A 23,259-nucleotide genomic window follows, 5' to 3' on the forward strand; every position below is an offset into this window, starting at 1 on the left:
GTGAACAACATATACATTCCCTAGAAGAAAATTATTTCTATGGGAGGTTTCTATGGATCAAAAGGATCAAAGTCGTCAATTAGACCAAATAAAGCAAATGCAACAAATGTTTAAAGCGAACATGAAAACTCAACCTTATCCCATGTACCCTAACTATGGGAAAATCACACGTTACGAAGAAATTCCTATAAGTTTACCTGAACAGCGCCAGCTGCGTCACCCCGGAGTGGAAAAATTAATGGTCCCCCTTCCAATTATCGAAAACCCGAACTATAAAGGGAGTGGAAAGTTAACAGGAAAAGTAGCACTTATTACAGGGGGTGACAGTGGTATTGGTGCAGCAGTAGCAATTGCGTTTGCTAAAGAAGGCGCAGATGTTGCTATTTCATACTTAGATGAACATGAGGATGCAAATAGAACAAAAACGAGGATTGAACAACTCGGACAACGTTGTTTACTAATGCCTGGTGACTTGCGAGACAAACAACAGTGTATCTCCATTGTAGAACAAACAGTAAATACGTTTGGACGTCTAGATATTCTTTGTAACCACGTTGGTATCCAATTCCAACAACTAAGTCTGCTTGACATTACAGATGAGCAATTCGATGATACCTTCAAAGTTAATATATACTCTCATTTTTACACAACAAGAGCAGCGCTTCCTCATTTAAAACCAGGCAGCTCAATCATTGGCACTTCTTCAGTGGTAACGTATGTAGGTGAGCAGCAAATGATTGATTATACAGCCACGAAAGGCGCAATAGTTGGTTGGACACGTGCATTGGCTAATAATGTCGTGAAGCAAGGGATTCGAGTCAATGCTGTCGCCCCCGGCCGAATTTGGACCCCGCTTATTTCAGCAAGTTTCTCGTCAGACCAAGTAGCTGTATATGGAGCGTTTAATCCAATGGAACGAGTTGCCCATCCATTTGAACTTGCACCAACCTTTGTCTATCTTGCTTCTGATGATTCTCGTTTTGTTACTGGTCAAGTCCTTCATGTTGATGGGGGAGAATCCACACATTCCTAATGGAAGGGAGTTACCATTTTGAGATATGAATTTAATCCAGAAGTAAAGCTATTGCTAGTAAACCATTCAAATGAAAAAGTAAAGATGGTCTATATGGAGGATTCCTGGCCAATGTCTAAAATAGGACTTAGACCACCATACTATTGCTACCCAAGTTACGAGCTTAATTATCCAATAATCTAGTAATAACATACAAAAAGCTTCTATACACCGTTTGATAATCCATTCAACATTTCGCTTAGGGTTCGCAATTATGCTAACTTTCAATTCATCCACTAAAAAATAATAAGAAACTAGTTTTGTCCCAGTCTCTTTCTCTTTCTCTTTCTCTTTCTCTTTCTCTTTCTTAAGTGAAGCACTCACAATGAATGAATCTCCCCAAAAGAATCATACCAGAAAATAACAAAACAAGTGTAAAGAGTCGTTCCAATAAATGGCCCGTTTGTTGAATAAAAAAACCCTGTTGTGAATCATACAACAAGGTTTTTTAACGGTCACTTCTTTTACCAAAAAAACTGGCCTCCTACATGGAAGCCAGTTTTGAATTGATTGTGTATTAAGCCAAAGAAGACATGACGTTTTTAACAGCGTCTGCGGAGTTGGAGAGTGCAGCTTTCTCTTCTTCGGTTAGTTCAAGTTCAATGATTTTTTCCAGACCATTTCCACCAAGGATGGTTGGAACACCAAGGTAGATACCTTCGAAACCGTATTCACCTTCCAGATATGCGATGGCTGGGATCACACGGCGTTGATCTTTAAGGATTGCCTCTACCATTTGAACAAGTGAAGCAGCAGGGGCATAATAAGCACTGCCGTTACCCAGAAGGCCCACAATCTCCCCTCCACCTTTACGTGTGCGCTCGACGATTGCGTCTAAACGGTCTTTAGGGATTAATGTTTCCAGAGGAATTCCTCCAGCGTATGAGTAACGAATAAGAGGAACCATGTCATCCCCGTGACCGCCAAGAACGAAGCCAGTAATATCTTTTACCGAAAGGTTTAACTCTTGTGCGACAAACGTACGGAAACGGGCTGTATCCAGAACGCCTGATTGCCCGATTACGCGCTCCTTAGGGAATCCGGACTCCTTGAATACTGTATACGTCATAGCATCCACCGGGTTTGTCAGAACGATGATGTAGCAATCTGGAGAATACTTAACGATTTGCTGCGTGACCGATTTCATGACCTTTTGATTGGTTTGAACCAGATCATCGCGGCTCATTCCTGGCTTACGGGCAATCCCGGCAGTGATTACAACGATATCCGAATCCTTTGTATCCTCGTAATTGGAAGTACCGATGATGTTTGAATCAAATCCCTGTACAGGGCTCGCTTCCAGCATATCCAGCGCTTTCCCTTTCGTTGGGTCTTCATTTTGAGGAATATCAACCAGTACAACATCTCCAAGCTCTTTCTGAGCGAGCATCAATGCTGTGGTCGCCCCTGTGAATCCCCCACCGATAACAGATACTTTTCTACGTTTAATTGCCATCATAATTCCTCCCATTCGTGTCATTATGTAAAGGAAGGAGTGCTCCAGTACGAAGCACCCCACCCAATTTCAAATTAAAATTACTCCATGTTCTCGATTAAAGCAGAACCGAACTCAGAACATTTCACTTCTGTTGCTCCATCCATTAGACGGGCGAAGTCATATGTTACCACTTTAGAAGCGATTGTTTTTTCCATTGATTTTGTGATCAGGTTAGCAGCTTCTGTCCAACCAAGGTGCTCAAGCATTAGGACACCTGAAAGGATAACAGAAGATGGATTTACTTTATCCATACCTGCATATTTAGGAGCTGTTCCATGAGTCGCCTCAAAGATTGCATGTCCTGATTCGTAGTTGATGTTTGCACCAGGCGCGATTCCGATACCGCCAACTTGAGCTGCAAGTGCATCAGAGATGTAATCGCCGTTTAAGTTCATTGTTGCTACAACATCAAACTCAGCTGGACGAGTAAGGATTTGTTGTAGGAAGATATCAGCGATTGAATCCTTCACGATGATCTTACCTGCTGTTTCAGCTTCAGATTGAGCTTTGTTAGCCGCTTCCAATCCGTCAGCTTCCTTGATCTTGTCATATTGAGCCCAAGTGAATACTTTATCGCCGAATTCTTTCTCAGCAAGCTCGTAACCCCAGTTTTTAAAAGCTCCTTCAGTGAACTTCATGATGTTCCCTTTGTGAACAAGCGTTACTGATTTACGGCCTTCAGTGATCGCGTAATTGATCGCAGCACGTACAAGACGGCTTGTTCCTTCTTCAGAAACAGGCTTGATACCGATACCAGATGTTTCAGGGAAACGGATTTTGTTAACACCCATTTCATCTTGAAGGAAGCTGATTAACTTTTTCACTTCGTCAGAACCTTTAGCGTACTCGATCCCTGCATAGATATCTTCTGTGTTTTCACGGAAGATGACCATGTCAGTGTCTTCAGGGCGCTTAACCGGTGAAGGAACACCTTCGAAGTAGCGTACTGGACGAAGGCATGTGAACAGGTCTAATTCCTGGCGAAGTGCAACGTTCAATGAACGGATTCCGCCGCCGACAGGAGTCGTAAGTGGACCTTTGATGGCGATAAAATACTCACGGATTGCTTCAAGTGTATCGTTTGGAAGCCACTCACCCGTTTTGTTGAATGCTTTTTCTCCGGCATATACTTCTTTCCATGAGATTTTGCGTTCACCTTTATATGCTTTTTCAACAGAAGCATCTAAAACGCGTTGAGCTGCCGCCCAAATATCAGGACCCGTTCCGTCTCCTTCAATGAATGGTACGATTGGATTGTTTGGCACATTAAGCTGCCCGTTCTGGTTTGTAATTTTTTCACCTTGTGTCATTATGTAACCTCCATTTATTCATTATCAAAGGGGATGACCCATAAGTGCCTTATGCATTTAGAGTCAGTCCCCTCCCTTATTTAATATTACACCAATATTTTCACTGTTTGTAAATATTGATGATTAACCTCTTTGTTCTACAGGCACATATTCCTGCTTGCCAGGCCCTACATAATCAGCACGAGGGCGGATCAGGCGGTTGTTTGAATACTGCTCAAGAATATGAGCTAACCAGCCGGACACACGGCTTACAGCGAAGATCGGCGTAAATAAGTCGTGGTCGATGCCTAAGCTGTGATAAACAGATGCCGAATAGAAATCAACATTAGGCGGTAAGCCTTTATTGGATGTAAATACATCTTCTACCTTAACGGACATTTCGTAGTATTCACTTTGTCCAGTTAATTCAGTTAATTTTTTGGACATTTCTTTAAGGTGCTTGGCACGTGGGTCTCCTTGACGGTAAACACGGTGACCGAAGCCCATGATTTTTTCTTTTTTCTCTAATTTGTCCAGGATGTAGGATTCTGCTTTATCAACTGAACCGATTTCAGTAAGCATCTTCATTACCTGCTCGTTTGCTCCACCGTGCAACGGTCCTTTTAAAGCACCGATGGCAGCAGTGACGCCTGAATACACATCAGAAAGAGTAGCGACACAAACACGTGCAGTGAATGTGGAAGCGTTTAACTCGTGATCCGCATGAAGAACAAGTGCTTTATTGAAAGCCTCGATCTCAACCGGCTCAGGATCTTTACCTGTTAGCATATATAGGAAATTAGCAGCGAATCCTAAATCTTTGCGAGGAGCAATCGGATCTTGTCCGTTGCGGATCCGTGAAAAGCTCGTTACGATCGTAGGGATCTTCGCTTGTAGTCGAACAGCTTTTAAATAGTTTTCCTTTTCGTCCATTACATCTGCTTTATCATCATATAATCCAAGTAAAGATACAGCAGAACGTAAAGCGGCCATAGGATGAACTTCCTTGATGTTGTACATCTTGAAATGCTCGATAACTTCCTTAGGCAGTTCAGCGTTAGCTGCTAACAGCTCTGTAAATTCCTGAAGTTCTGATGATGTAGGCAGTTTCAGATGCCATAACAGGTAAATAACCTCTTCAAAGCTGGCATTGTTTGCTAAATCATCGATGTTGTAGCCCACATATGTAAGTGTATCGTCAATGATCGAACTGATGGACGATGTCGTTGCTACAACTCCTTCTAATCCGCGAGTTGCTGTCATAATAACCTCTCCTTTTGTTAAGTATTTCTCTTTACCCATTTTCATATGAGCATAAAACCCTACAAGACTATGAAATAAGTCAGTAGGCTTGTTTAAAAAGAACATAAATAAGACGTTGAGCGTTTGCTCAATCCCTATACAAAAAATGATTCCCGGCTCTTCCGTAGTGAAAGTTCTACTTGATCGAGCTTGGGATGCGCTTACATTTCCTATTATAAACAATTATCTGACTTTTGTGAATGAAAACGCACTAATTTCTATAAAAATTATTTTTCTAGAAAAATAAACCATGTAAGCGGGAGGTCATAAAGTGAGAGAGTACAAGCATTTCAAGATATTTATAAGCCTGCATAAAAAGGACGGATAGATGCAGAAAATGTATAATCAAATTCATAGCTATTCAGTTAAGTGTTTATTTCTCATAAGAAGTTAATCCGATTTCCTGCAATTGAGGCCGGGTAGTGTACGCTTCACCCGGCACGGATGATCTTATAAAAAGAACTCATATAATTTCATCGCGAGGTATGCAATTCCTGCTCCAATCAACGGTCCGACGGCTACAGCCTTAAAGAACGCCACCGCCAGGACGGTTCCGAGTACAAGAGCTGTCGTAATATGGGGATCGTCTTCCAACAGTGTCAATCCACTCTTCGCAATTAAGGCCACCGCCATTCCGGAAGCAAGAGCAATCCACGCATAGGGTGACTTTAATGAATCATAAAGATCTTTAAATCCGATTTCACCTGTAGCGATCGGTGCCAATACAGCAATCGTAATAATGGTGACCCCCCAGTTAATCCCCTTGGACTGAATGGTCGCAAACACCTTTTCATCGAGGCCTGCCAGCTTAAGAATGATTAAAAATGCTACGGCTATAATAATGGATTGGTTTTTGGCAATAAAGCCTATTCCCAGTAAGAGCAGTAAAAACATGAATGGCTGTGACATATGAATACTCTTCCTCCCTATCATAAATCCAATCATTATCCTACCATATCAACTTTTAGGATTCTCTATAAAAATGAGCAGCCTCTTTAAATTAAACTTCCTTTCATTTCCTGTCTCCTTTAAAATAGAAGTAGAAGATCGGGTAGGAGGGAAGCCGTTGAATGTAGAATATGTTTATCGAACGATTCGGTTCTTGATCGTTTTAGCTATCGTTATACTCTCATTGATTTCATTCTATTACATATGGAAACTTGCTTATCCGTTTATCATCGCCATTGCCATCGCACTGCTGATCAATCCTCTGGTGAATTGGCTTGAAAGATGGCTTCCGAGGATATGGGCTGTTGCTTTGTCTCTCATATTGATTGTTGCAATCTTTGTTGGGCTTATCACCTTACTGATTGCTGAGATTGTTTCCGGTGCGAATTATTTAGCTGAAGAGCTCCCTAAGCATGTGCAGACCTTAGTCAAATATGCCGAGGATATCGTCGTAGGCCAAGTCATTCCACTATACAACCAGCTGGCAGGTTTATTCAAGAACCTTGATGCCGGACAACAGGACACCATATTAGAGAATGTCCAGAATGCCGGAACGAAAATCGCCACATCAGCAGGGGATTTCCTGCAAAACTTTTTCACCAAATTGCCTCAGTTAATTTCTTGGATCCCAAATGCGGCATCCGTACTGATTTTTGCAGCCTTAGCGACATTCTTTATTAGTAAGGACTGGTATACATTATCTGCTAAAGCAGAGAAAGTCATTCCCGGTAAAGCCATGAGCAGCGGCAGAAAAGTATTTATTGATCTAAAAAGGGCGCTATTCGGATTTATCAGGGCTCAGTTTACCCTCATATCGATTACGGCGATCATCGTCTTAATCGGATTGATCATTCTGAGAGTAGATTACGCGATCACCATTGCGCTCGTCACAGGTCTCGTTGATATTCTACCCTATCTAGGGACTGGAGCGGTTTTCGTTCCCTGGATCATATATGAATTTATTACAGGAAACGTCGGATTAGGCATCGGTTTATCCGTTCTCTATCTGGTTGTCGTGGTTCAGCGTCAAATCATGGAGCCGAAAGTACTGTCATCAAGCATCGGACTCGATCCTCTCGCCACTCTGATTGCTCTCTTTGTCGGCTTTAAGCTAATCGGGTTTCTAGGTTTAATCGTTGGGCCTGTTGTATTAGTCATTCTATCCACTCTAAAAAGAGCCGGGGTTTTTGAAGATACGTGGAAGTTTATCATGGGTGTAAAATAGGAAAAAGCACTGCTACCGAGCAGTGCTTTTTTTATTATCTGTAAATAATCACATTTCCATTATTAATCCAGCGTTTGAATAGCTTATAAATGAACGGTTTAAACATTTTACGGGTTGGTGGAAGTAATAGCAGGAATCCGATCGCATCGGTAATAAAACCAGGCGTCAATAGAACGACCCCTCCAACCAGGATGCATAACCCATCTATGATCGCGTCACCCGGTAGCTGACCGTACTGCATATCCTGCTGCGCTTTCCGTAGCGTTTCCATTCCTTGCTTCTTTGCTAAATAAGCTCCCAAAATTCCTGTTGTAATGATCAGTAAAACAGTCGGGATCAAGCCAAACGCTTGTCCGGAAAGAACCAGCAACCCAATTTCCAATGCGGGCACGATAATTAACAATAACAAGATATATCTCATGAGGGATTCCTCCATACATTTAATCCTTATTACTTTCTATTATAACATATTAAGAATTTCAAGGTATTATGTGAGGATTGTCTTAGAGAAAGACAGCATGTTTAAGCCATTGGATGTGAAAAAGATTATAGTTTGGGGATTGTTGCGGAATTATTGGCGTTTGTTGTGGCATTTTCGCCGGTTGCTGGGGCATTTTCCATCTAACTTGTGCCACTTTGAGCTAAACTTGTGCCACTTTCAACAAAACTTGTGCCAAATTGTGAACACCTGTCAACACAGTCAGGATAGCCTACTTATTTAGCCAAAAAAAGCCGGAGTCAACATAAGACTCCGGCTTTCATTCATTTCTTATAGTACGCTGGCATGACCGTTATAGATGACACCGCGAGTGGCATCTACTGTAATTTCCTGGCCATTTGAGAATAGAGAAGTGGCATTGTCTACACCAACAACGACAGGGATTCCTAGATTAATCCCTACTACTGCTGCATGGCTTGTTAAACCGCCCTCTTCTACGATAAGAGCCGAGCATTTTTCCAGGGCCGGCATCATTTCTTTATCTGTTCCGATCGTAACAAGAACATTTCCCGGCTGAGTGTTCTTAACGGCTTCTTCTGCAGTAGTTGCCACAACCGCTTTACCGTAAGCAGATCTACGGCCGATTCCTTGGCCTTTTGCCACGATATCGCCTACCACATGGATTTTCATCAGATTTGTTGTTCCTGACTCACCAATCGGAACACCTGCTGTGATGATAATACGATCTCCATGCTTCGTCATGCCTGAATTGACGCTTTCTTCTACAGCCATATCAAGCATTTCGTCCGTAGTCGTCACTTTACGTCCGACAGTAGGGTAAACACCCCAGACAAGTGCCAATCGGCGTGATACGGAATCTGTTCCCGTTACTGCTACGATTGGGGCTTTAGGACGGTATTTAGAAATCATGCGTGCTGTATGTCCACTTTCCGTTGGAGCAACAATCGCATTTACATCAAGGTTAAGGGCCGTGTGAGCTACAGATTGACCGATGGCATCTGTCATATTATGCTCACTGTCTTTACTGCGTGCCGATAGGATTTCATTGAAATCCAGTGCCGTTTCTGCTCTTGAAGCAATGTTATGCATCGTTTGGACCGCTTCTACAGGATACGTACCTGCAGCAGTTTCTCCAGAAAGCATGATCGCATCTGTACCATCGAAGATTGCATTGGCTACGTCACTTGCTTCCGCTCTTGTCGGTCTAGGGTTGCGCTGCATGGAATCAAGCATTTGAGTTGCCGTGATGACAGGCTTACCTAGTGAGTTACATTTCTTGATCAACATCTTCTGAACCAATGGTACTTCTTCAGCAGGGATTTCCACACCAAGATCTCCACGAGCCACCATCAATCCGTCTGATACTTCGAGGATTTCATTGATATTATCTACACCCTCTTGATTCTCGATCTTAGGGATGATTTGAATGTGAGAAGCGTTGTGTTCTTCCAATAATTGACGAATTTCAAGTACATCAGATGCACGGCGAACGAATGATGCCGCAATAAAGTCAACGCCCTGCCCAATACCGAATACGATATCCTTTGCATCTTTATCCGTAATCCCTGGAAGGTTTACGGAAACTCCCGGTACGTTTACACCTTTTTTATTCTTTAAAACACCGCTGTTGGCAACATACGTATGAATCTCGCCATTCGCTTTATCGATTTCCGTTACTTCCAATCCGATCAGACCATCGTCTAAAAGAATTTTTGAACCAACATGAACATCATCGATTAATCCTTCGTATGTAACGGAGAATTTCTCAGTTGTTCCCAGTACTTCATTCATGGAAACGATGACGTTTGAACCTTGAGTTAATTCGATTGCACCATCTTCCATATTATTCGTACGGATTTCAGGACCTTTTGTATCGAGAAGGATCCCGACTGTTTTCCCGGCTTTTTCTGCTGCTTCACGGATATTGACGATTCTCTGCCCATGCTCTTCGTGGTCACCGTGTGAAAAGTTTAAGCGGGAAACGTTCATTCCGGCTTCGATTAATTGAGATAACTTTTCTACACTCTCACTTGCAGGACCAATGGTACATACTATTTTCGTTTTTCTCATTTTCTTTACCTCCTGAAATCTTACAACAATTTAGATTGAAAGCTCTTTGGAAAGTCTGTACATATCCAAGTCAATTTGATGTGGCTTGGCAAGTGCTTCAATAATATCGTAATCAACTAGTTGATTTTTCTCAATTCCTACTGCTCTTCCGCCTTTTCCATCAATCAAAAGCTCTACTGCACGTGCACCTAAACGGCTTGCTAGCACGCGGTCTGATGCAGTTGGTGTTCCCCCACGCTGAATATGACCCAATACAGAGACCCGGGTATCCATTCCAGTCGCTTCAGTGAAACGATTAGCAAATTCATTTGCCGACATGACACCTTCTGCCACAATGATCACACTGTGCTTCTTCCCACGCTCCTGACCTTTTTTAAGACGAGTCACTACATCGTCAAGATCGAATTTCTCTTCAGGGATCAGGATGGTTTCTGCTCCGCCTGCAAGACCGGACCACAGGGCAAGATCCCCCGCATTGCGACCCATTACTTCGATGATGAAGGTTCTTTCATGTGAGGTTGCCGTGTCGCGAATCTTATCAATCGCATCGATGACCGTGTTCAGGGCTGTATCGAATCCGATTGTATATTCAGTTCCCGGTATGTCATTATCGATCGTTCCCGGTACACCGACACATGGATATCCCCATTCCGTTAAAGCTTTTGCTCCTTGGTAAGATCCATCTCCACCAATGACAACAAGACCTTCAATTCCATGCTTTTCTAATTGTTGTATGCCTTTTTGCTGACCTTCTTTTGTTTTGAATTCTTCGCAACGAGCTGTATACAGCATCGTACCTCCACGATGAATAATGTCACCAACGGAACCAAGTTCAAGCTTCTTGATGTTTCCGTTAATCAATCCGTTATACCCTTGATAAATACCGTACACTTCTATATCAAGGAAAATGGCTTTACGTACAACCGCACGAACGGCTGCATTCATACCTGGTGAATCTCCACCACTTGTTAATACACCAATCTTTTTCACTACGATCACCTCATTAAGAAATATGCCTTTTTATGTAAATGAATGGTACAAACTTGTTAATGGTTTCACATATATCTGAGAAAAGGAAAACGGAACAATCTATCCTGTTTCATTCATTACATTATTATGGACCAATAGACTATGGATTATTTCTAAAATAACATGAAGATTCAAGGTTCTCAACAAGTTACGCTAACGAAATGCAAAAGACGAAATAATCTATAAAATGGAAGCGTTTTAATTGTTAAAAGCTTCAAAATATCGTCACAAATCTTGATTTAAAGGAAAATTAATGAAAAAAGACTGACAAAAGGTTATTCCTATTTGTCAGTCCATCGTTCCTTATGATTTTACCCCAATTAAATCATTTAAAACAGAATATTCACCCATCGCTTTAAATTTCTCATATCGGTGCTGAATCAATTCTTCTTTCTTCATGGGAATTAATTCTTTCAGGGAGGCTATCAATACATCATTGATATATTGTGCTTGCTCTTCGACATCTTTATGAGCACCGCCTTTAACTTCCGTGACGATTTCATCAATGATCCCAAGCTCCTTTAAATCCGGTGCAGTGATCTTCATGGATTCAGCAGCTCGTTTCGCTTGAGTGGAATCCTTCCACAGAATGGCCGCTGCCCCTTCAGGTGATATAACGGAGTAAGTGGAGTTTTCAAGCATATGAATATGGTTTCCGACTCCCAGTGCCAGGGCACCTCCACTACCACCTTCACCAATGACCATGCAGATGACAGGAACGGTCAATCCCGCCATTTCCACAAGATTTCTTGCAATGGCTTCACTTTGACCCCTTTCCTCTGCTGCTTTACCGGGATACGCACCCTTTGTATCAATAAAGCAGATGATCGGACGATTGAACTTGTCCGCTTGCTTCATCAAGCGTAAGGCCTTTCGATATCCTTCCGGATGAGGCATTCCAAAGTTCCGGCGAATATTTTCTTTCGTATCTTTCCCTCTTTGGTGCCCGATGATGGTAACCGGTACCCCATGAAATTTCCCTACGCCTGAAACAATGGCTTCGTCATCCCCATACAGACGGTCTCCATGCATTTCGATGAAGTCAGTAAAGAGATACCCGATATAATCAAGCGTTGTCGGGCGATTGGGATGACGGGCAACTTGCACTCTTTCCCACGGCTTCATATTTTCATAAATGTCATTTTCAAGTTTTCCCAGACGCGACTCGAGCTTTTCGATTTCTTTCGATAAGTCCACGTCCGAATTCTGAGTGAATTCCTTAAGCTCGGCTATTTTTTTCTTGAGCTCAACTACAGGCTTTTCAAATTCCATCTCATTTACCATGGCAGATCACCGTCCCACTGATGTATATCAAGTACTGTCCCGATTTTCTCTTTTAACTCGAGTCTCGAGATGACTCCGTCAAGTTGACCATGCTTCAATAAAAATTCGGATGTTTGGAAGTCTTCCGGCAAGTCTTCCCTGATGGTTTGCTCAATGATCCTTCTGCCTGCGAAGCCGATAAGGGCTCCGGGCTCAGCAAAGTTATAGTCCCCAACGGAAGCAAAACTTGCGGATACCCCGCCTGTCGTTGGGTGCGTCATGATGGAGATGAAGAGTCCCCCATTCTCGCTCAATCGATTAAGGGCCACACTGGTTTTGGCCATCTGCATCAAGGAAAGGACACCTTCCTGCATTCTCGCGCCTCCAGATGCCGTGAAGATAATGAATGGTACTTTTCGTTTGTCGGCTTCTTCGATGGCTCTCGTGATTTTCTCTCCTACCACAGAGCCCATACTCCCCATTCTGAAACGGGAATCCATGATGGCAGTGACGACTTCGATTCCATTCACCTTTCCGGACCCGGTTAACACGGCTTCATTCATACCCGTCTTTTTACGGTCCTTTTCCACTTTCCCCTCATAATCAGGAAAGTTCAAAGGATTACCGGATGTAAGGTCATGGTCAAGCTCTTTGAACGTACCTTCATCTATAAAACTATCGACTCTCTCTGGTGAGCTCATCCCATGATGGTATCCGCAATGAATGCACACCTTTAAGTTTTTTTGAAGTTCTTTTGTGTACATGATTTTTTTGCAATCAGGACATTTGGTCATGATGCCTTCCGGAACGTCATGTTTAGCCGCTTCAGAAGGGATCGTTGCATATTTTTTCTTTTTGGATTTATTAAAAAGTTCCTTAAGCAAGGTGAAACCTCCTTAACTAATTACAGTAGCTTGTACGTCTTCTGAAGGAAAAAATGAAGAGAATAAATGCTAAAAAATCAATTTCCCAGGGACCAGCTGCCGCTTTCGTTTCTAGTAGTAAATGCACGATATAAAACTGCTTGACTATCAGTTTAATGGAAAGGTTTAAAAAAAGATGTTGGAAATTGTCGCATCTTTATCGACAATTTCCCTGACCCTTTTATACGTCTCTTGCACAGTCTCTTTATCTTGTCTTTCTATTCCTTGAAGCATTCGGGTAATCTCTTCTCTCATTTGATCCGTTATCTTGATTTCGCCACAAATCAATGTTTCAAAATCATTCAGGATATTCCAGATCCGTTGAGCCAAATGATTGGCGCTCATCATCACGATGTCCCTGAACACATCATCCAGGCTTTCAGCTTTTGCAGCTGTTTCCAGAAGTGCTGCCATCTTCTTTTCTTCAATAAACAGATCTTTCAGCGCTTCCTTCTCAATCATCATTTTCGTGTAGAGTATATCTTCCTGAGCCTTATGATCCTGCAGGATGAACATGCCCAGAAGATCGATCAGATGATGGTCCCGAAAGTCTCTTAAAAAGGTTCCTTCGCCTCTTTTGGTTTCAATCAATCCCAATAATTCCAGGGCTCGTAATGCTTCCCTGACTGAAGAACGCCCAACGTTCAACCGTTCCGACAGTTCTCTTTCAGATGGGATTTTGTCGCCTGGCTGAAGGCCATCCTTCGATATCATTTCTCGTAGTTGGTGAACAATTCCAATATATACCTTAGCGTGAGTATGGAGAGAGTTCACTTCCGTCATCATTCACTCTTCCCGATAACCGCTAAATCTTCCGTTTTTTTACGGATTTCTTCAGGATCCACTTTCAGACGGGCCACTCCCGTCTCCATGGCTGTCTTTGCAACCGCAGCCGCTACGGCAGGTGCTACACGCTTATCGAACGGTGCAGGAATGACATAGTCTTCATTCAACTCATCTTCACTGATTAACGACGCAATCGCCTCAACCGCAGCCTGCTTCATTTTCTCATTGATATGAGTGGCGCGGACATCCAGTGCCCCGCGGAAAATACCCGGGAATGCCAGAACATTATTCACCTGGTTAGGAAAATCGGATCGACCGGTTCCCACCACTTTAGCTCCAGCCGCTTTAGCAAGCGCCGGCATAATTTCCGGAACAGGATTGGCCATGGCGAAGATGATTGGATCCTTCTTCATGGAAGCAACCATTTCTTCCGTTAATGCCCCTGCAACAGATACACCGATAAATACGTCTGCATCTTTTAATACTTCTGTCAGTCCGCCTTTGATGTGATCCTTATTGGTAAACTTCGCCACTTCGTCCTTAATGGCGTTCATTCCTTCAGGACGGCCTTCGTAAATCGCTCCTTTGGAATCACACATGATGATATCTCTCACTCCATAGCGGTAAAGAAGCTTAATGATCGCCATGCCGGCAGCTCCAGCTCCATTTGCCACTACTTTGATTTCAGACATCTTCTTCCCGACGATTTTAAGAGCGTTCACAAGGCCCGCTACGGTAACAATTGCCGTACCATGCTGATCATCGTGAAACACAGGAATATTCGTCTCTTTTTTCAAACGTTCTTCGATTTCAAAGCAATTTGGAGCCGCAATGTCTTCAAGATTCACTCCGCCAAATGTAGGCTCAAGAAGTTTCACCGTTTCTACAATCTTGTCCACATCCGTTGTGTTCAAACAGATTGGGAACGCATCTACCCCTGCAAAGCTCTTAAATAGAACCGCTTTTCCTTCCATAACAGGCAGGGCAGCTTCCGGTCCGATATTTCCCAGCCCTAAAACAGCTGTGCCATCTGAAACAACGGCCACCATATTCCCTTTCATCGTATAATCGTAAACCGTTTCAGGCTTGTCATAAATAACCTTACAAGGTTCGGCTACCCCGGGGGAGTAAGCCAGGCTCAGGTCATCCGCATTTCGGACTTCCACCTTGGATTTTGATTCTAATTTCCCTTTATTCACTCGATGCATATGCAGAGCTTCTTCACGTAATGACAAATTGACTCACTCCTTCTGATTGTTTTACATGCTATGGATCGATCCGTACTTAGACGAATCTTCTAAATGTAAAATGTATAATAAAAATGATAAGTTCAGAGGTGGTCAGACCACCTTTTTCTATTAAACAATAATATAAATAATGGTATTAGTAAAGTATGTTATTGCAATATCACATTTGCTTTACCAAGAATTTGATGTAATTCACGTATTGCCTCTACAGACGGAATCACGCGTAAATTGTCTGGAAGCTGAATGCTCTTTTTTTCACGTTCATAATAAACGATCACCGGGTTCTTCCCTTTAAACCGTTTAATGGTCTGGTGGATGTGCTGCATGCACGCCTCTTCATCCTGCTCCCTGGCAATTTTCAAATATAGCTTCTGATCCCTTTCTTTCACTTTCCTTTCTGCCTCTTGCATGGTTTCGAGGTGATTCACAATGAACTGTAGCTTATCATTGCGATCTTCCACGTTACCGCCAAACAGGAGGATGTTCCCTTCTTTCAGAAGCGTCATGTTATGGCGATACACATTTGGGAACACCACTGCTTCGATTTCCCCACTTTCATCACCTATTTCAAGGAATGCCATCACTTCTCCCTTTTTGGTCCGGATGGATTTCACTCCCATAATATAACCGCCAAATGTGATTTTCGAACCTTTCTGAAGATCGGCTATCTGCTGCAGTCCACACTGATCAAACAGGGGACGATGAGAAGAAACGGGATGATTGGATAAGTATAGCCCCAGTACCTGCTTCTCGAATTGAAGCATGGTATCAATCGTCATAGCCTCCACTTCCACGTATTTAGGCTTCAAGAGGAAGGCCTCTTCTTCATGAAACAAATCAGGATCATCTTCAGGGTTCACCAGTTCAGCATGTTGAGCCGCCACATCCAGGCTCGCAAGGAGAATAGCCCGATCTACTTCAAATTCATCGAAAGCCCCTGCCAACACCAGGTTTTCGAGGATTTTACGGTTGATGCTTTTGGAAGAAACCCTCATGCAAAAATCAAACAGGTCCTGAAATGGCTTTTCTTTTCTCGCACGAATGATTTCCTTTAAAGCTGCCGCTCCTATTCCCTTAATTGCCCCCAGGCTATAACGGATGCGATTCTTTCCTTCCACAGTAAAAACAAACTGACTCGTATTAATGGAAGGAGGTAAAATCTCAAGGTCATAAAGCTTTGCTTCCCTAATGTATTGAGCCACCTTCGTCTCATTTCCCACTACAGATGTTAAGAGGGAAGAGATGAAAAAAGCAGGATAATGCGCTTTTAGATAGGCCAGTTGATAGGCGATCATACTATACGCGACGGCATGCGACCGGTTGAATCCATAATCTGCGAATCTCACAATAAGATCATAGATCGTATGCGCCACTTCTTCGGTATAACCTTTTCGAGTCGAACCGGAAACAAAATGCTCCCGCTCCTGATTGAGGACATCCTTTTTCTTCTTCGAAACCGCTCTTCTGAGCAAATCTGCTTCTCCAAGTGAGAAGCCGGCCATTTTCGAAGCAATTTGCATGATTTGTTCCTGATATACAATGACGCCGTAGGTCATTTCAAGGATCGGCTTTAAGTCAGGCAAAGGATATTCCACTTTCTCGCCCCCATGTTTCCGCTTGATATACGTCGGGATGTTTTCCATCGGGCCTGGACGGTATAATGCGTTAACGGCCACAATATCTTCAAAAGAATTAGGCTTCAATCTCTTTAATACATTTCGCATTCCTTCTGATTCAAGCTGGAAAATTCCATTGGTCTGTCCTTTACTCAGCAATTCAAAGGTTTTTGGATCATCCATGGGAATCGAGTCCAGTGAGAAGGATTTATTTGTTCCCATTTGGACGTTCTTCACAATTCTCTCTAAAATACTTAGATTACGGAGTCCCAGAAAATCCATTTTTAACAATCCGATTTCTTCCAGTATGTCCATAGAAAACTGAGTCAAGTGAATACCGGATGCACTGCCCTGAATGGGTACCCACTGCACTAGCGGGGCTTCACTCATCACGACTCCCGCAGCATGGGTGGACGTGTGTCTCGGAAGTCCTTCGAGTTTACATGCCGTCTCGAATAACTTCTTGTAATGATCAGAGCTTGTCACAAATTCCCGGAATCCCTTAGACTTTTCATAGGCTTCCTTAAGCGTGATCCCCAACTGATTGGGAACAAGCTTGGATACTTGCTCCTGCTCCTTCATATTCAAGCCGAATACACGACCTGTATCACGCATGGCCGCCTTTGCAGCAAAGGTCCCGAACGTAATGATCTGAGCAACATGAAGGCTCCCATACTTCCCTTCCACATACTCGATCACCTCGTCCCGCCGGTGATCGGGAAAATCGATATCAATATCCGGCATCGACACCCGATCAGGATTCAAAAATCGTTCAAACAGCAAATGATGCTCGATCGGGTCCACATCTGTAATCCTCAATGCGTACGATACCAAGGAACCCGCTGCCGATCCCCTTCCAGGTCCCGTCAGGATCTTTCTTTCCTTCGCAAACTTCATAAAATCCCAAACAATCAGGAAGTAATCGCTGAATCCCATCCTGCCGATGACTTCAAGCTCATAATCCAATCGTTCTATGTACTCATCCGAAACCGTTTCTACCCTCTCACTCAACCCCTTTTCACAAAGATGGGTCAATTCCTGAAGGGCGGACACTCCCTCAGGCAGGGGATATTTCGGCAGGAGCTGTTGATGGAAAGGGATTGTCAGGTGGCACTGATCGGCAATTTTCATCGTGTTTTCGAGTTCCGTGACATGATCAGAAAACAAATCCACCATCTGCTCTTTGGACTTGAAGTAATACTCCTGTGAACCCAACACGTCCCGGTCATCTTCAGAAAGCTTCACTCCGTCCCGGATCGCACTCATGCACTCATGGGCAAAATGATCCTCCTGGTCAAGATATTGAACATCATTGGTAGCGACGATTCCGGCACCCGTTTCGTCTGCCGCCTTCTTTAATAAGGGGATGAGTTCTTCTTCAGCCGGGATGCCATGCTTTTGAAGGCTCAAATAAAATGAATGTTTACCGAACATGCTTTGGAACGTTTGAATGCACTTTATCGCTTGTTCTGTTTCATTTTCCAGCAAAAGGGTTTCAATCTCCCCTTTCATTCCTGGAGTGATCACGATTAATCCCTCACTATAGGATCCGAGCCACTTCAACGGAATCCCATTTTTGGACTTGGCCCCGATCGCACTCGAAATCTTTAACAGATTTTGATAGCCCGTCTGATTTTTCACGAGGAGAACAAGCGGATAGGACCTTTCTTCGTCTTCTGTTAAAATATCAGCGGTCAACCCGATGATCGGTTTTATATTTTCTTTTAAACACGCCTTATAAAAAGGGATGGCGGCATACATCATATTTTTATCGGTTAAAGCCAGTGCTTTAAACCCTGAATTCTTCGCTTTATGTACTAGTCCATTTATCGAAATCGTGCTAGACAAGAGACTATAGGCACTCGCTACCTGTAAATGAACAAATGACATGTTATGCACAACCTTTTTCTCAATATACCTTTATTATAGGTAAGAAACCGCAAAAAAGAAAATATGTTCTCCCTCATATCTTGTCCCCTAATCCCATATAGTTATCGTAAAGACACGTAATAGATGGAGATGATGAAATGGCAGAAGCTTTCTTTCCGGAATTATTCAAAAGCTTCTTTATTGCTATGGGGGTACTGCTGGGGGGCTCCCTTCTTGGCGGGCTGGCCTCCTTCGCCATGGGGCAGCCTTTATTCATTGAAATGAGACGACTTTCCGATTTCCTGCGCATCTGGGCCATCATCGCGGCGATCGGCGGCACTTTCGATACGGTTTACAGCTTTGAAAAAGGCTTTCTGAATGGAGAAACGAAAGAACTCTTCAAACAATTCCTATTGATTCTTTCCGCTTTAGGAGGAGCTAACACCGCTGCCATGATCATTTCATGGCTCACACAGGAGCATATGCCGTCATGAGAATCCCACCCTTTTACCGGCTTCCTTCCTGGCAGCGATTCTTTGCAGGAATGGTTGTAGGCGGAATCATCAGCTGGATGATCTTCTTATTCATGTTCGGAACCATGCATGAGAAGCAAGCGCAGAAGATAGAAGAACAAAAACATGACATTAGCAAACTGAAAAACACCCTCTCCTACCTTCAAGAAGAATACAAACAATTAAACAACGAAAACGAAGACGAACTCACCATCCAGGAAGTCAAAGTAAAGATCATCAACAATACGAAAACAAAAGTGGAATTACTCAGTATACACGAAACAGAGGACCGGTTGAGCGAGGATTTGCGGAGCCTTTTGACCAAAGACTTAGAAACGGTGTACGGGAATAAGGAACTCATCAAGAAGATCATTGAAAATAAAACCGTTAAATTGAATGACAAGTCCTTTAATTTGAAAGTGCGGGAGATGTACTTTTATACGACTACACAGATTACGTTGGAGTTGAGGTATGAGGAGTGATGAGCTTAGTTTTGTTGTGAACCTGTCGGATGGATGACAGGTTCTTTTTTGTTGAATTCGTGCACTTTAATAGTGAAACCGGCATCTAGAGCGGTCATTTGCTTGTCGGTATCCCTATTCGATACGCATTTGGTGGTATTTTCTATCTCCCTTTTTACTTGATTGCGTCATTTGAGGCTGTGATTGCGTCAAAATTCAATTTATTGCGTCGTTATTTTAGGAATTGCGTCAAAAGAGGGCTTGATTGCATCATTTTCAGTGTTAATTGCGCCAATTTCCAAGATTAGCCAAATTCACCTCGCGTTCCTCTCCCCCCTCTGTATCTTCCAATAAAATGATCAAAACGCTTGGTGCCTATAACAAAGACAGGCTCGATTCATGGGGATCACCTGGCCTTTAGTTGAAAAAATTGAAAGATAGACTTTTACTTTATGACTTTCGCTAGTCCTAAAGCAAGATGCTCCCAAAGGATTTTCTCTACAATCTGAGATTTTGTTTCGTCACACTCCACAATGAGAATGACTTCAGATTGCTTCCCCTTTAATCTATGCTTTCCCCGATTTTTGAAAGAGACAAGGAACAACCGGATCACCAGTCCAACCACAAACCCTCCAATTGCACCTATTAACCCCCAATAGATGGGACCCCACTTCAGTTCAAAACCGATGCTAGCCGTAACGACAGCAGATGCTGTGGCCAGAGGCATCGCAATATCAATAAGGGATAATCCGTCGGACCGGTGCAACGTATCAAATAGTTTCCTGCTTTCTTTCCGATTATCAAGTGGGACTGCATATATATCTTCCTTTTTTATCCCTATTTTCTCTAAGTTTGCGATAGCAATTTCTAAAAAGATATGATTTTCGAAAGTTGAAAACAATTGCATGGTCATATACGTTTTTTTCCTTTCAGAATGTGAAATGTTCTTTTTTGATAATGTTCTTTTAAAAAACGCCTCTGTTCTTTCTGATAAAGTTTATTATTTTCGACTGTGTTCATATAGGCATCGACTATAGCAAACCCATATAGGGAGGGAAACATCAGCAACCACTCAGGATTCAATACCTCAGTAGCTCTTTCGATTTCCCCAATAAAAAGCAAGGATACTCCTTCCAACATGTGAGAGTAGTAAAAGAACACAACACTCCAAACGATTACGACAAGTGCTGTCACGATCCGATGAATGTAAAGCTGCCCCAACCCAGGCATAAATAAAGACCATAATGCTGCTAAGAAGGGGGTTCTTTTATCCAAATAATTCATTTCCAATGCCGCGATACTAAAGGTGTTTATTTTGTGATCCTCACGTTCAGAGAGAATATAAACGTTATTCAAATCCACGGTCGTGCGGTAACTATCCCAGATCGCAAAGATGTAGACTGGAATATAAATCAAGAGCCAGCGGGTATCCAATACTTCTTTTGCCATAGGTACGTTCCCCTGGAAAGAATAAATCATGGCCAGATTGACATGTGCTTTCAGGTTTATCACGACTTCCCAAGTTAACAAAAGGTATCCTCTTATATACTTAGAAAGTAATAAATGGCCAAACCCGGGAAAAGACACTGACCACCATGCAATGATGTACGGATTCCTTAAATGGATTTGGGTTGTTCCAAGTATACTGACATGAGCGGTATATCTCCTTGCAGTGTTATCGTTCGTATAGTTATCCAATAAGAGCCCATCCCCAAAAATTAAATAATACCTTTATTTTTCCATACTTTTGAATATTTATGATAACTGTTTCCTTAAATACTGGATTCGAAAAAAACATACCTTTCAAGACGAGCTCAATCGCAATAAATACATATATACTGATGATAGTGAAATCCCCTTTTTACATTTAAATTAATTCTTATTAGGGCTGCACTCATAGTGAAAAATCCAATCATTCAATAAAAAACATGAGAATAACTCCAACATCCATTCGTTGTACATCATGTAAAGGCCTTTCAACCATATAAGGAGCGAAGTAAATGAAAAGTTCACCGACCAATTTCATCATCAGGTTAAAAAAGAAAAAAGAGGATGCATTGGAGTACATTATCGATGCTTACATGCCACTCGCGAAAACCATTGCCAAAAAGATTTTGCACAACAGAAATCGACTTGATATCGATGAATGTATCAACGATGTGTTCCTGACCGTCTGGCAAAATGCCCATCAGTTTAAAGGAGAACCTGAGGACTTCAAAAAATGGATTGGGATGATCACAAAGTATAAAGCAATCGACCGATACCGGCAGGCAGAGAAGCGCAACGCACGTGAACAAACGGACGAATCCCTACTTCAAAAAGGAAGTTCTCTCGAAACCGATACCTCCGTATTGCAGCGGGAAGAAAAAAATGAATTATTAGCGGCGATCAGCCAGCTTGAGGACCTGGACCGGGATATTTTCATGATGAACTATTATTTAGATTTAACGAACAAGGAAATTGCAGATCAATTAAACCTTTCGAAAGCGGCAGTGGATAACCGTTTATACCGCGGAAAGAAAAAGTTAGCGTCGAATGTGAAATTAAAGGAGCGGCTGGTATGAGCATGAAGGAATGGATGGATTTAGATATAGAGTCACTTGAACTTGAAGAAGTGACAGAGTTGGAAAAAAAGCGCGTGAAACAGCATGTACTGAAGAAGCTCGAAAATAAGCACGCATGGAGGAATATCGCTGTGGCATCCGTTATGCTGATCGGAATCTCCACTGCTGCGGGTTATGCCTACCCTTCCTTGGCATCGCAGGTTCCCTTCATGGATGATGTCATACAGTATTTCAGTAATGACGAGGCAGGCAAAGAATTCGACGAGTTCTCGACGGATATCGGTCTGGCTGAGATGAGCAACGGGGTGACCGTCATGATCGATAATGCCGTGTATGACGGAACGAATATAACGGTCTCCTATGCGATTGAAACGGATAAAGACTTCGGGGAAGGCATGAACAGCGGGGCACATTGGTTCGACATCGCAGGTTCGAATGGAAGCGGCGGGAGTAGTGAAATCACGAAGATCGGCCCTAATCGCTATGTCGGTTTGTCTACCATCACGCCGAGCTTTAAAGGCGGGGACTTTCCGGAAAAGGTGGATATCACATGGGAACCACAGACGCTTTACAGCACGTCGAATGATGTAAAGGTCCATGGAGAATGGTCATTCGCCTTTTCCTTAAAACGACTGGTAGGAGACGTCAGGCTCGTAAACGAAACCGTTAAAACGAACGATATTCACTTTACATTAAAATCAGTTGAGCTTACCGATGTTTCAACAGTGATCGCCTATGAACAGGTGGTCACAGACACACTTCTCCTGGAGTGGCCGGAAGTTTCACCGGTATTCAAAGTGACGGACGACCTGGGCCATGTCTACCTGGATGGAACGGGGGGCGGAGGCTTTTCAGCGGATAATGGCAAAACATTGGAAGGCACAACAACATTCAGTACCATTCAAGAAGGTGCAACTAAACTCATCATCAAACCCGTGGAAATTGCCAGTCTGGGGTCCGGGAAAGATCATACTGAAATGGAACTCGAACCCATTATCATTGATTTAGAATAATAATTTCTTCTTCCCCTATCGAAGTTGAAGGACTTTAATAGGGGATCTATTTATTTTCAAAGGATTACAGCGTCCCGATATCGGATTGAATCAATCTTGATACTATTTCATC

General features: G+C 42.8%; 20 protein-coding genes. 6 read left to right on the forward strand and 14 right to left on the reverse strand.

The genetic code is table 11. From position 1 onward, the window contains the following. The first annotated feature begins 52 nt into the window (after positions 1–52). Positions 53–1,033, forward strand: coding sequence for an SDR family oxidoreductase (locus AAEM60_RS16920; RefSeq protein WP_299738981.1), 981 nt, complete (start codon positions 53–55; stop codon positions 1,031–1,033). A gap of 556 nt (positions 1,034–1,589) precedes the next feature. Here AAEM60_RS16920 and mdh read toward each other — a convergent pair. From mdh to AAEM60_RS16940, 4 genes are all read right to left on the reverse strand, one after another. After that, positions 1,590–2,528: a malate dehydrogenase gene (mdh, locus tag AAEM60_RS16925; protein ID WP_044339272.1), complete on the reverse strand. Its 939-nt coding sequence runs from the start codon at positions 2,526–2,528 to the stop codon at positions 1,590–1,592. A gap of 80 nt (positions 2,529–2,608) precedes the next feature. Continuing rightward, positions 2,609–3,880: an NADP-dependent isocitrate dehydrogenase gene (gene icd, locus AAEM60_RS16930; protein WP_341356705.1), complete on the reverse strand. Its 1,272-nt coding sequence runs from the start codon at positions 3,878–3,880 to the stop codon at positions 2,609–2,611. Between the two features lie 123 nt (positions 3,881–4,003). Continuing rightward, a complete protein-coding gene (gene citZ, locus AAEM60_RS16935) occupies positions 4,004–5,122 on the reverse strand; it encodes a citrate synthase (protein ID WP_299738984.1) in 1,119 nt (372 codons plus the stop codon). A gap of 489 nt (positions 5,123–5,611) precedes the next feature. Then, positions 5,612–6,070 carry a DUF441 domain-containing protein gene (locus AAEM60_RS16940; protein WP_299738985.1) on the reverse strand — a complete coding sequence of 153 codons (459 nt, stop codon included), beginning with the start codon at positions 6,068–6,070 and terminating at the stop codon, positions 5,612–5,614. A 157-nt stretch (positions 6,071–6,227) separates the two neighbouring features. Between AAEM60_RS16940 and ytvI the strand changes: the two genes are divergently transcribed. Further along, positions 6,228–7,334 carry a sporulation integral membrane protein YtvI gene (gene ytvI, locus AAEM60_RS16945; RefSeq protein ID WP_299738986.1) on the forward strand — a complete coding sequence of 369 codons (1,107 nt, stop codon included), beginning with the start codon at positions 6,228–6,230 and terminating at the stop codon, positions 7,332–7,334. A 34-nt stretch (positions 7,335–7,368) separates the two neighbouring features. On the opposite strand, the gene AAEM60_RS16950 is transcribed toward ytvI, so the two are convergent. From AAEM60_RS16950 to dnaE, 8 genes are all read right to left on the reverse strand, one after another. Next, complete coding sequence (locus AAEM60_RS16950; RefSeq protein WP_044339278.1) at positions 7,369–7,755, reverse strand: FxsA family protein; 387 nt, start codon at positions 7,753–7,755, stop codon at positions 7,369–7,371. A 348-nt stretch (positions 7,756–8,103) separates the two neighbouring features. Beyond that, the gene (gene pyk, locus AAEM60_RS16955) at positions 8,104–9,864 is read right to left on the reverse strand and encodes a pyruvate kinase (protein WP_299738987.1); all 1,761 of its coding nucleotides are present in this window, start codon (positions 9,862–9,864) and stop codon (positions 8,104–8,106) included. 30 nt (positions 9,865–9,894) lie between these two features. After that, positions 9,895–10,854: a 6-phosphofructokinase gene (gene pfkA / locus AAEM60_RS16960; protein ID WP_299738988.1), complete on the reverse strand. Its 960-nt coding sequence runs from the start codon at positions 10,852–10,854 to the stop codon at positions 9,895–9,897. A gap of 342 nt (positions 10,855–11,196) precedes the next feature. After that, on the reverse strand, positions 11,197–12,177 hold the full coding sequence (gene accA, locus AAEM60_RS16965) for an acetyl-CoA carboxylase carboxyl transferase subunit alpha (RefSeq protein WP_299738989.1): 981 nt from the start codon (positions 12,175–12,177) through the stop codon (positions 11,197–11,199). Continuing rightward, positions 12,171–13,040: an acetyl-CoA carboxylase, carboxyltransferase subunit beta gene (accD, locus tag AAEM60_RS16970; RefSeq protein ID WP_113969601.1), complete on the reverse strand. Its 870-nt coding sequence runs from the start codon at positions 13,038–13,040 to the stop codon at positions 12,171–12,173. Before accD ends, accA begins: the two co-directional genes overlap by 7 nt. 165 nt (positions 13,041–13,205) lie before the next feature. Next, positions 13,206–13,865, reverse strand: coding sequence for a GntR family transcriptional regulator (locus tag AAEM60_RS16975; protein WP_299738990.1), 660 nt, complete (start codon positions 13,863–13,865; stop codon positions 13,206–13,208). Beyond that, positions 13,862–15,100: a malic enzyme-like NAD(P)-binding protein gene (locus tag AAEM60_RS16980; RefSeq protein WP_299738991.1), complete on the reverse strand. Its 1,239-nt coding sequence runs from the start codon at positions 15,098–15,100 to the stop codon at positions 13,862–13,864. Before AAEM60_RS16980 ends, AAEM60_RS16975 begins: the two co-directional genes overlap by 4 nt. Positions 15,101–15,261: 161 nt before the next feature. Next, positions 15,262–18,618 (reverse strand): DNA polymerase III subunit alpha, encoded by a 3,357-nt coding sequence (dnaE, locus tag AAEM60_RS16985; RefSeq protein WP_341356706.1) that lies wholly within the window; start codon positions 18,616–18,618, stop codon positions 15,262–15,264. A 137-nt stretch (positions 18,619–18,755) separates the two neighbouring features. On the opposite strand from dnaE, the gene AAEM60_RS16990 reads away from it, so the two are divergent. Both AAEM60_RS16990 and ytrI read left to right on the forward strand, forming a co-directional pair. Then, positions 18,756–19,091 carry a YtrH family sporulation protein gene (locus tag AAEM60_RS16990; RefSeq protein WP_044339284.1) on the forward strand — a complete coding sequence of 112 codons (336 nt, stop codon included), beginning with the start codon at positions 18,756–18,758 and terminating at the stop codon, positions 19,089–19,091. After that, positions 19,088–19,591 carry a sporulation membrane protein YtrI gene (ytrI, locus tag AAEM60_RS16995; RefSeq protein WP_299738993.1) on the forward strand — a complete coding sequence of 168 codons (504 nt, stop codon included), beginning with the start codon at positions 19,088–19,090 and terminating at the stop codon, positions 19,589–19,591. Before AAEM60_RS16990 ends, ytrI begins: the two co-directional genes overlap by 4 nt. A gap of 424 nt (positions 19,592–20,015) precedes the next feature. Here ytrI and AAEM60_RS17000 read toward each other — a convergent pair whose 3' ends face one another. Both AAEM60_RS17000 and AAEM60_RS17005 read right to left on the reverse strand, forming a co-directional pair. Next, the gene (locus tag AAEM60_RS17000) at positions 20,016–20,477 is read right to left on the reverse strand and encodes a hypothetical protein (RefSeq protein ID WP_299739660.1); all 462 of its coding nucleotides are present in this window, start codon (positions 20,475–20,477) and stop codon (positions 20,016–20,018) included. Between the two features lie 2 nt (positions 20,478–20,479). Further along, positions 20,480–21,268, reverse strand: a complete 789-nt coding sequence (locus tag AAEM60_RS17005) for a hypothetical protein (RefSeq protein WP_299738994.1) — start codon at positions 21,266–21,268, stop codon at positions 20,480–20,482. A 302-nt stretch (positions 21,269–21,570) separates the two neighbouring features. On the opposite strand from AAEM60_RS17005, the gene AAEM60_RS17010 reads away from it, so the two are divergent. Together AAEM60_RS17010 and AAEM60_RS17015 are read left to right on the forward strand one after the other, a co-directional pair. Next, positions 21,571–22,134: a sigma-70 family RNA polymerase sigma factor gene (locus AAEM60_RS17010; RefSeq protein ID WP_341356707.1), complete on the forward strand. Its 564-nt coding sequence runs from the start codon at positions 21,571–21,573 to the stop codon at positions 22,132–22,134. After that, complete coding sequence (locus AAEM60_RS17015) at positions 22,131–23,147, forward strand: DUF4179 domain-containing protein (protein WP_299738996.1); 1,017 nt, start codon at positions 22,131–22,133, stop codon at positions 23,145–23,147. Before AAEM60_RS17010 ends, AAEM60_RS17015 begins: the two co-directional genes overlap by 4 nt. Positions 23,148–23,259: the final 112 nt, after the last annotated feature.

Source organism: Rossellomorea sp. y25, from assembly GCF_038049935.1.
In the GTDB taxonomy this organism is placed as follows: Bacteria; Bacillota; Bacilli; order Bacillales; family Bacillaceae_B; genus Rossellomorea.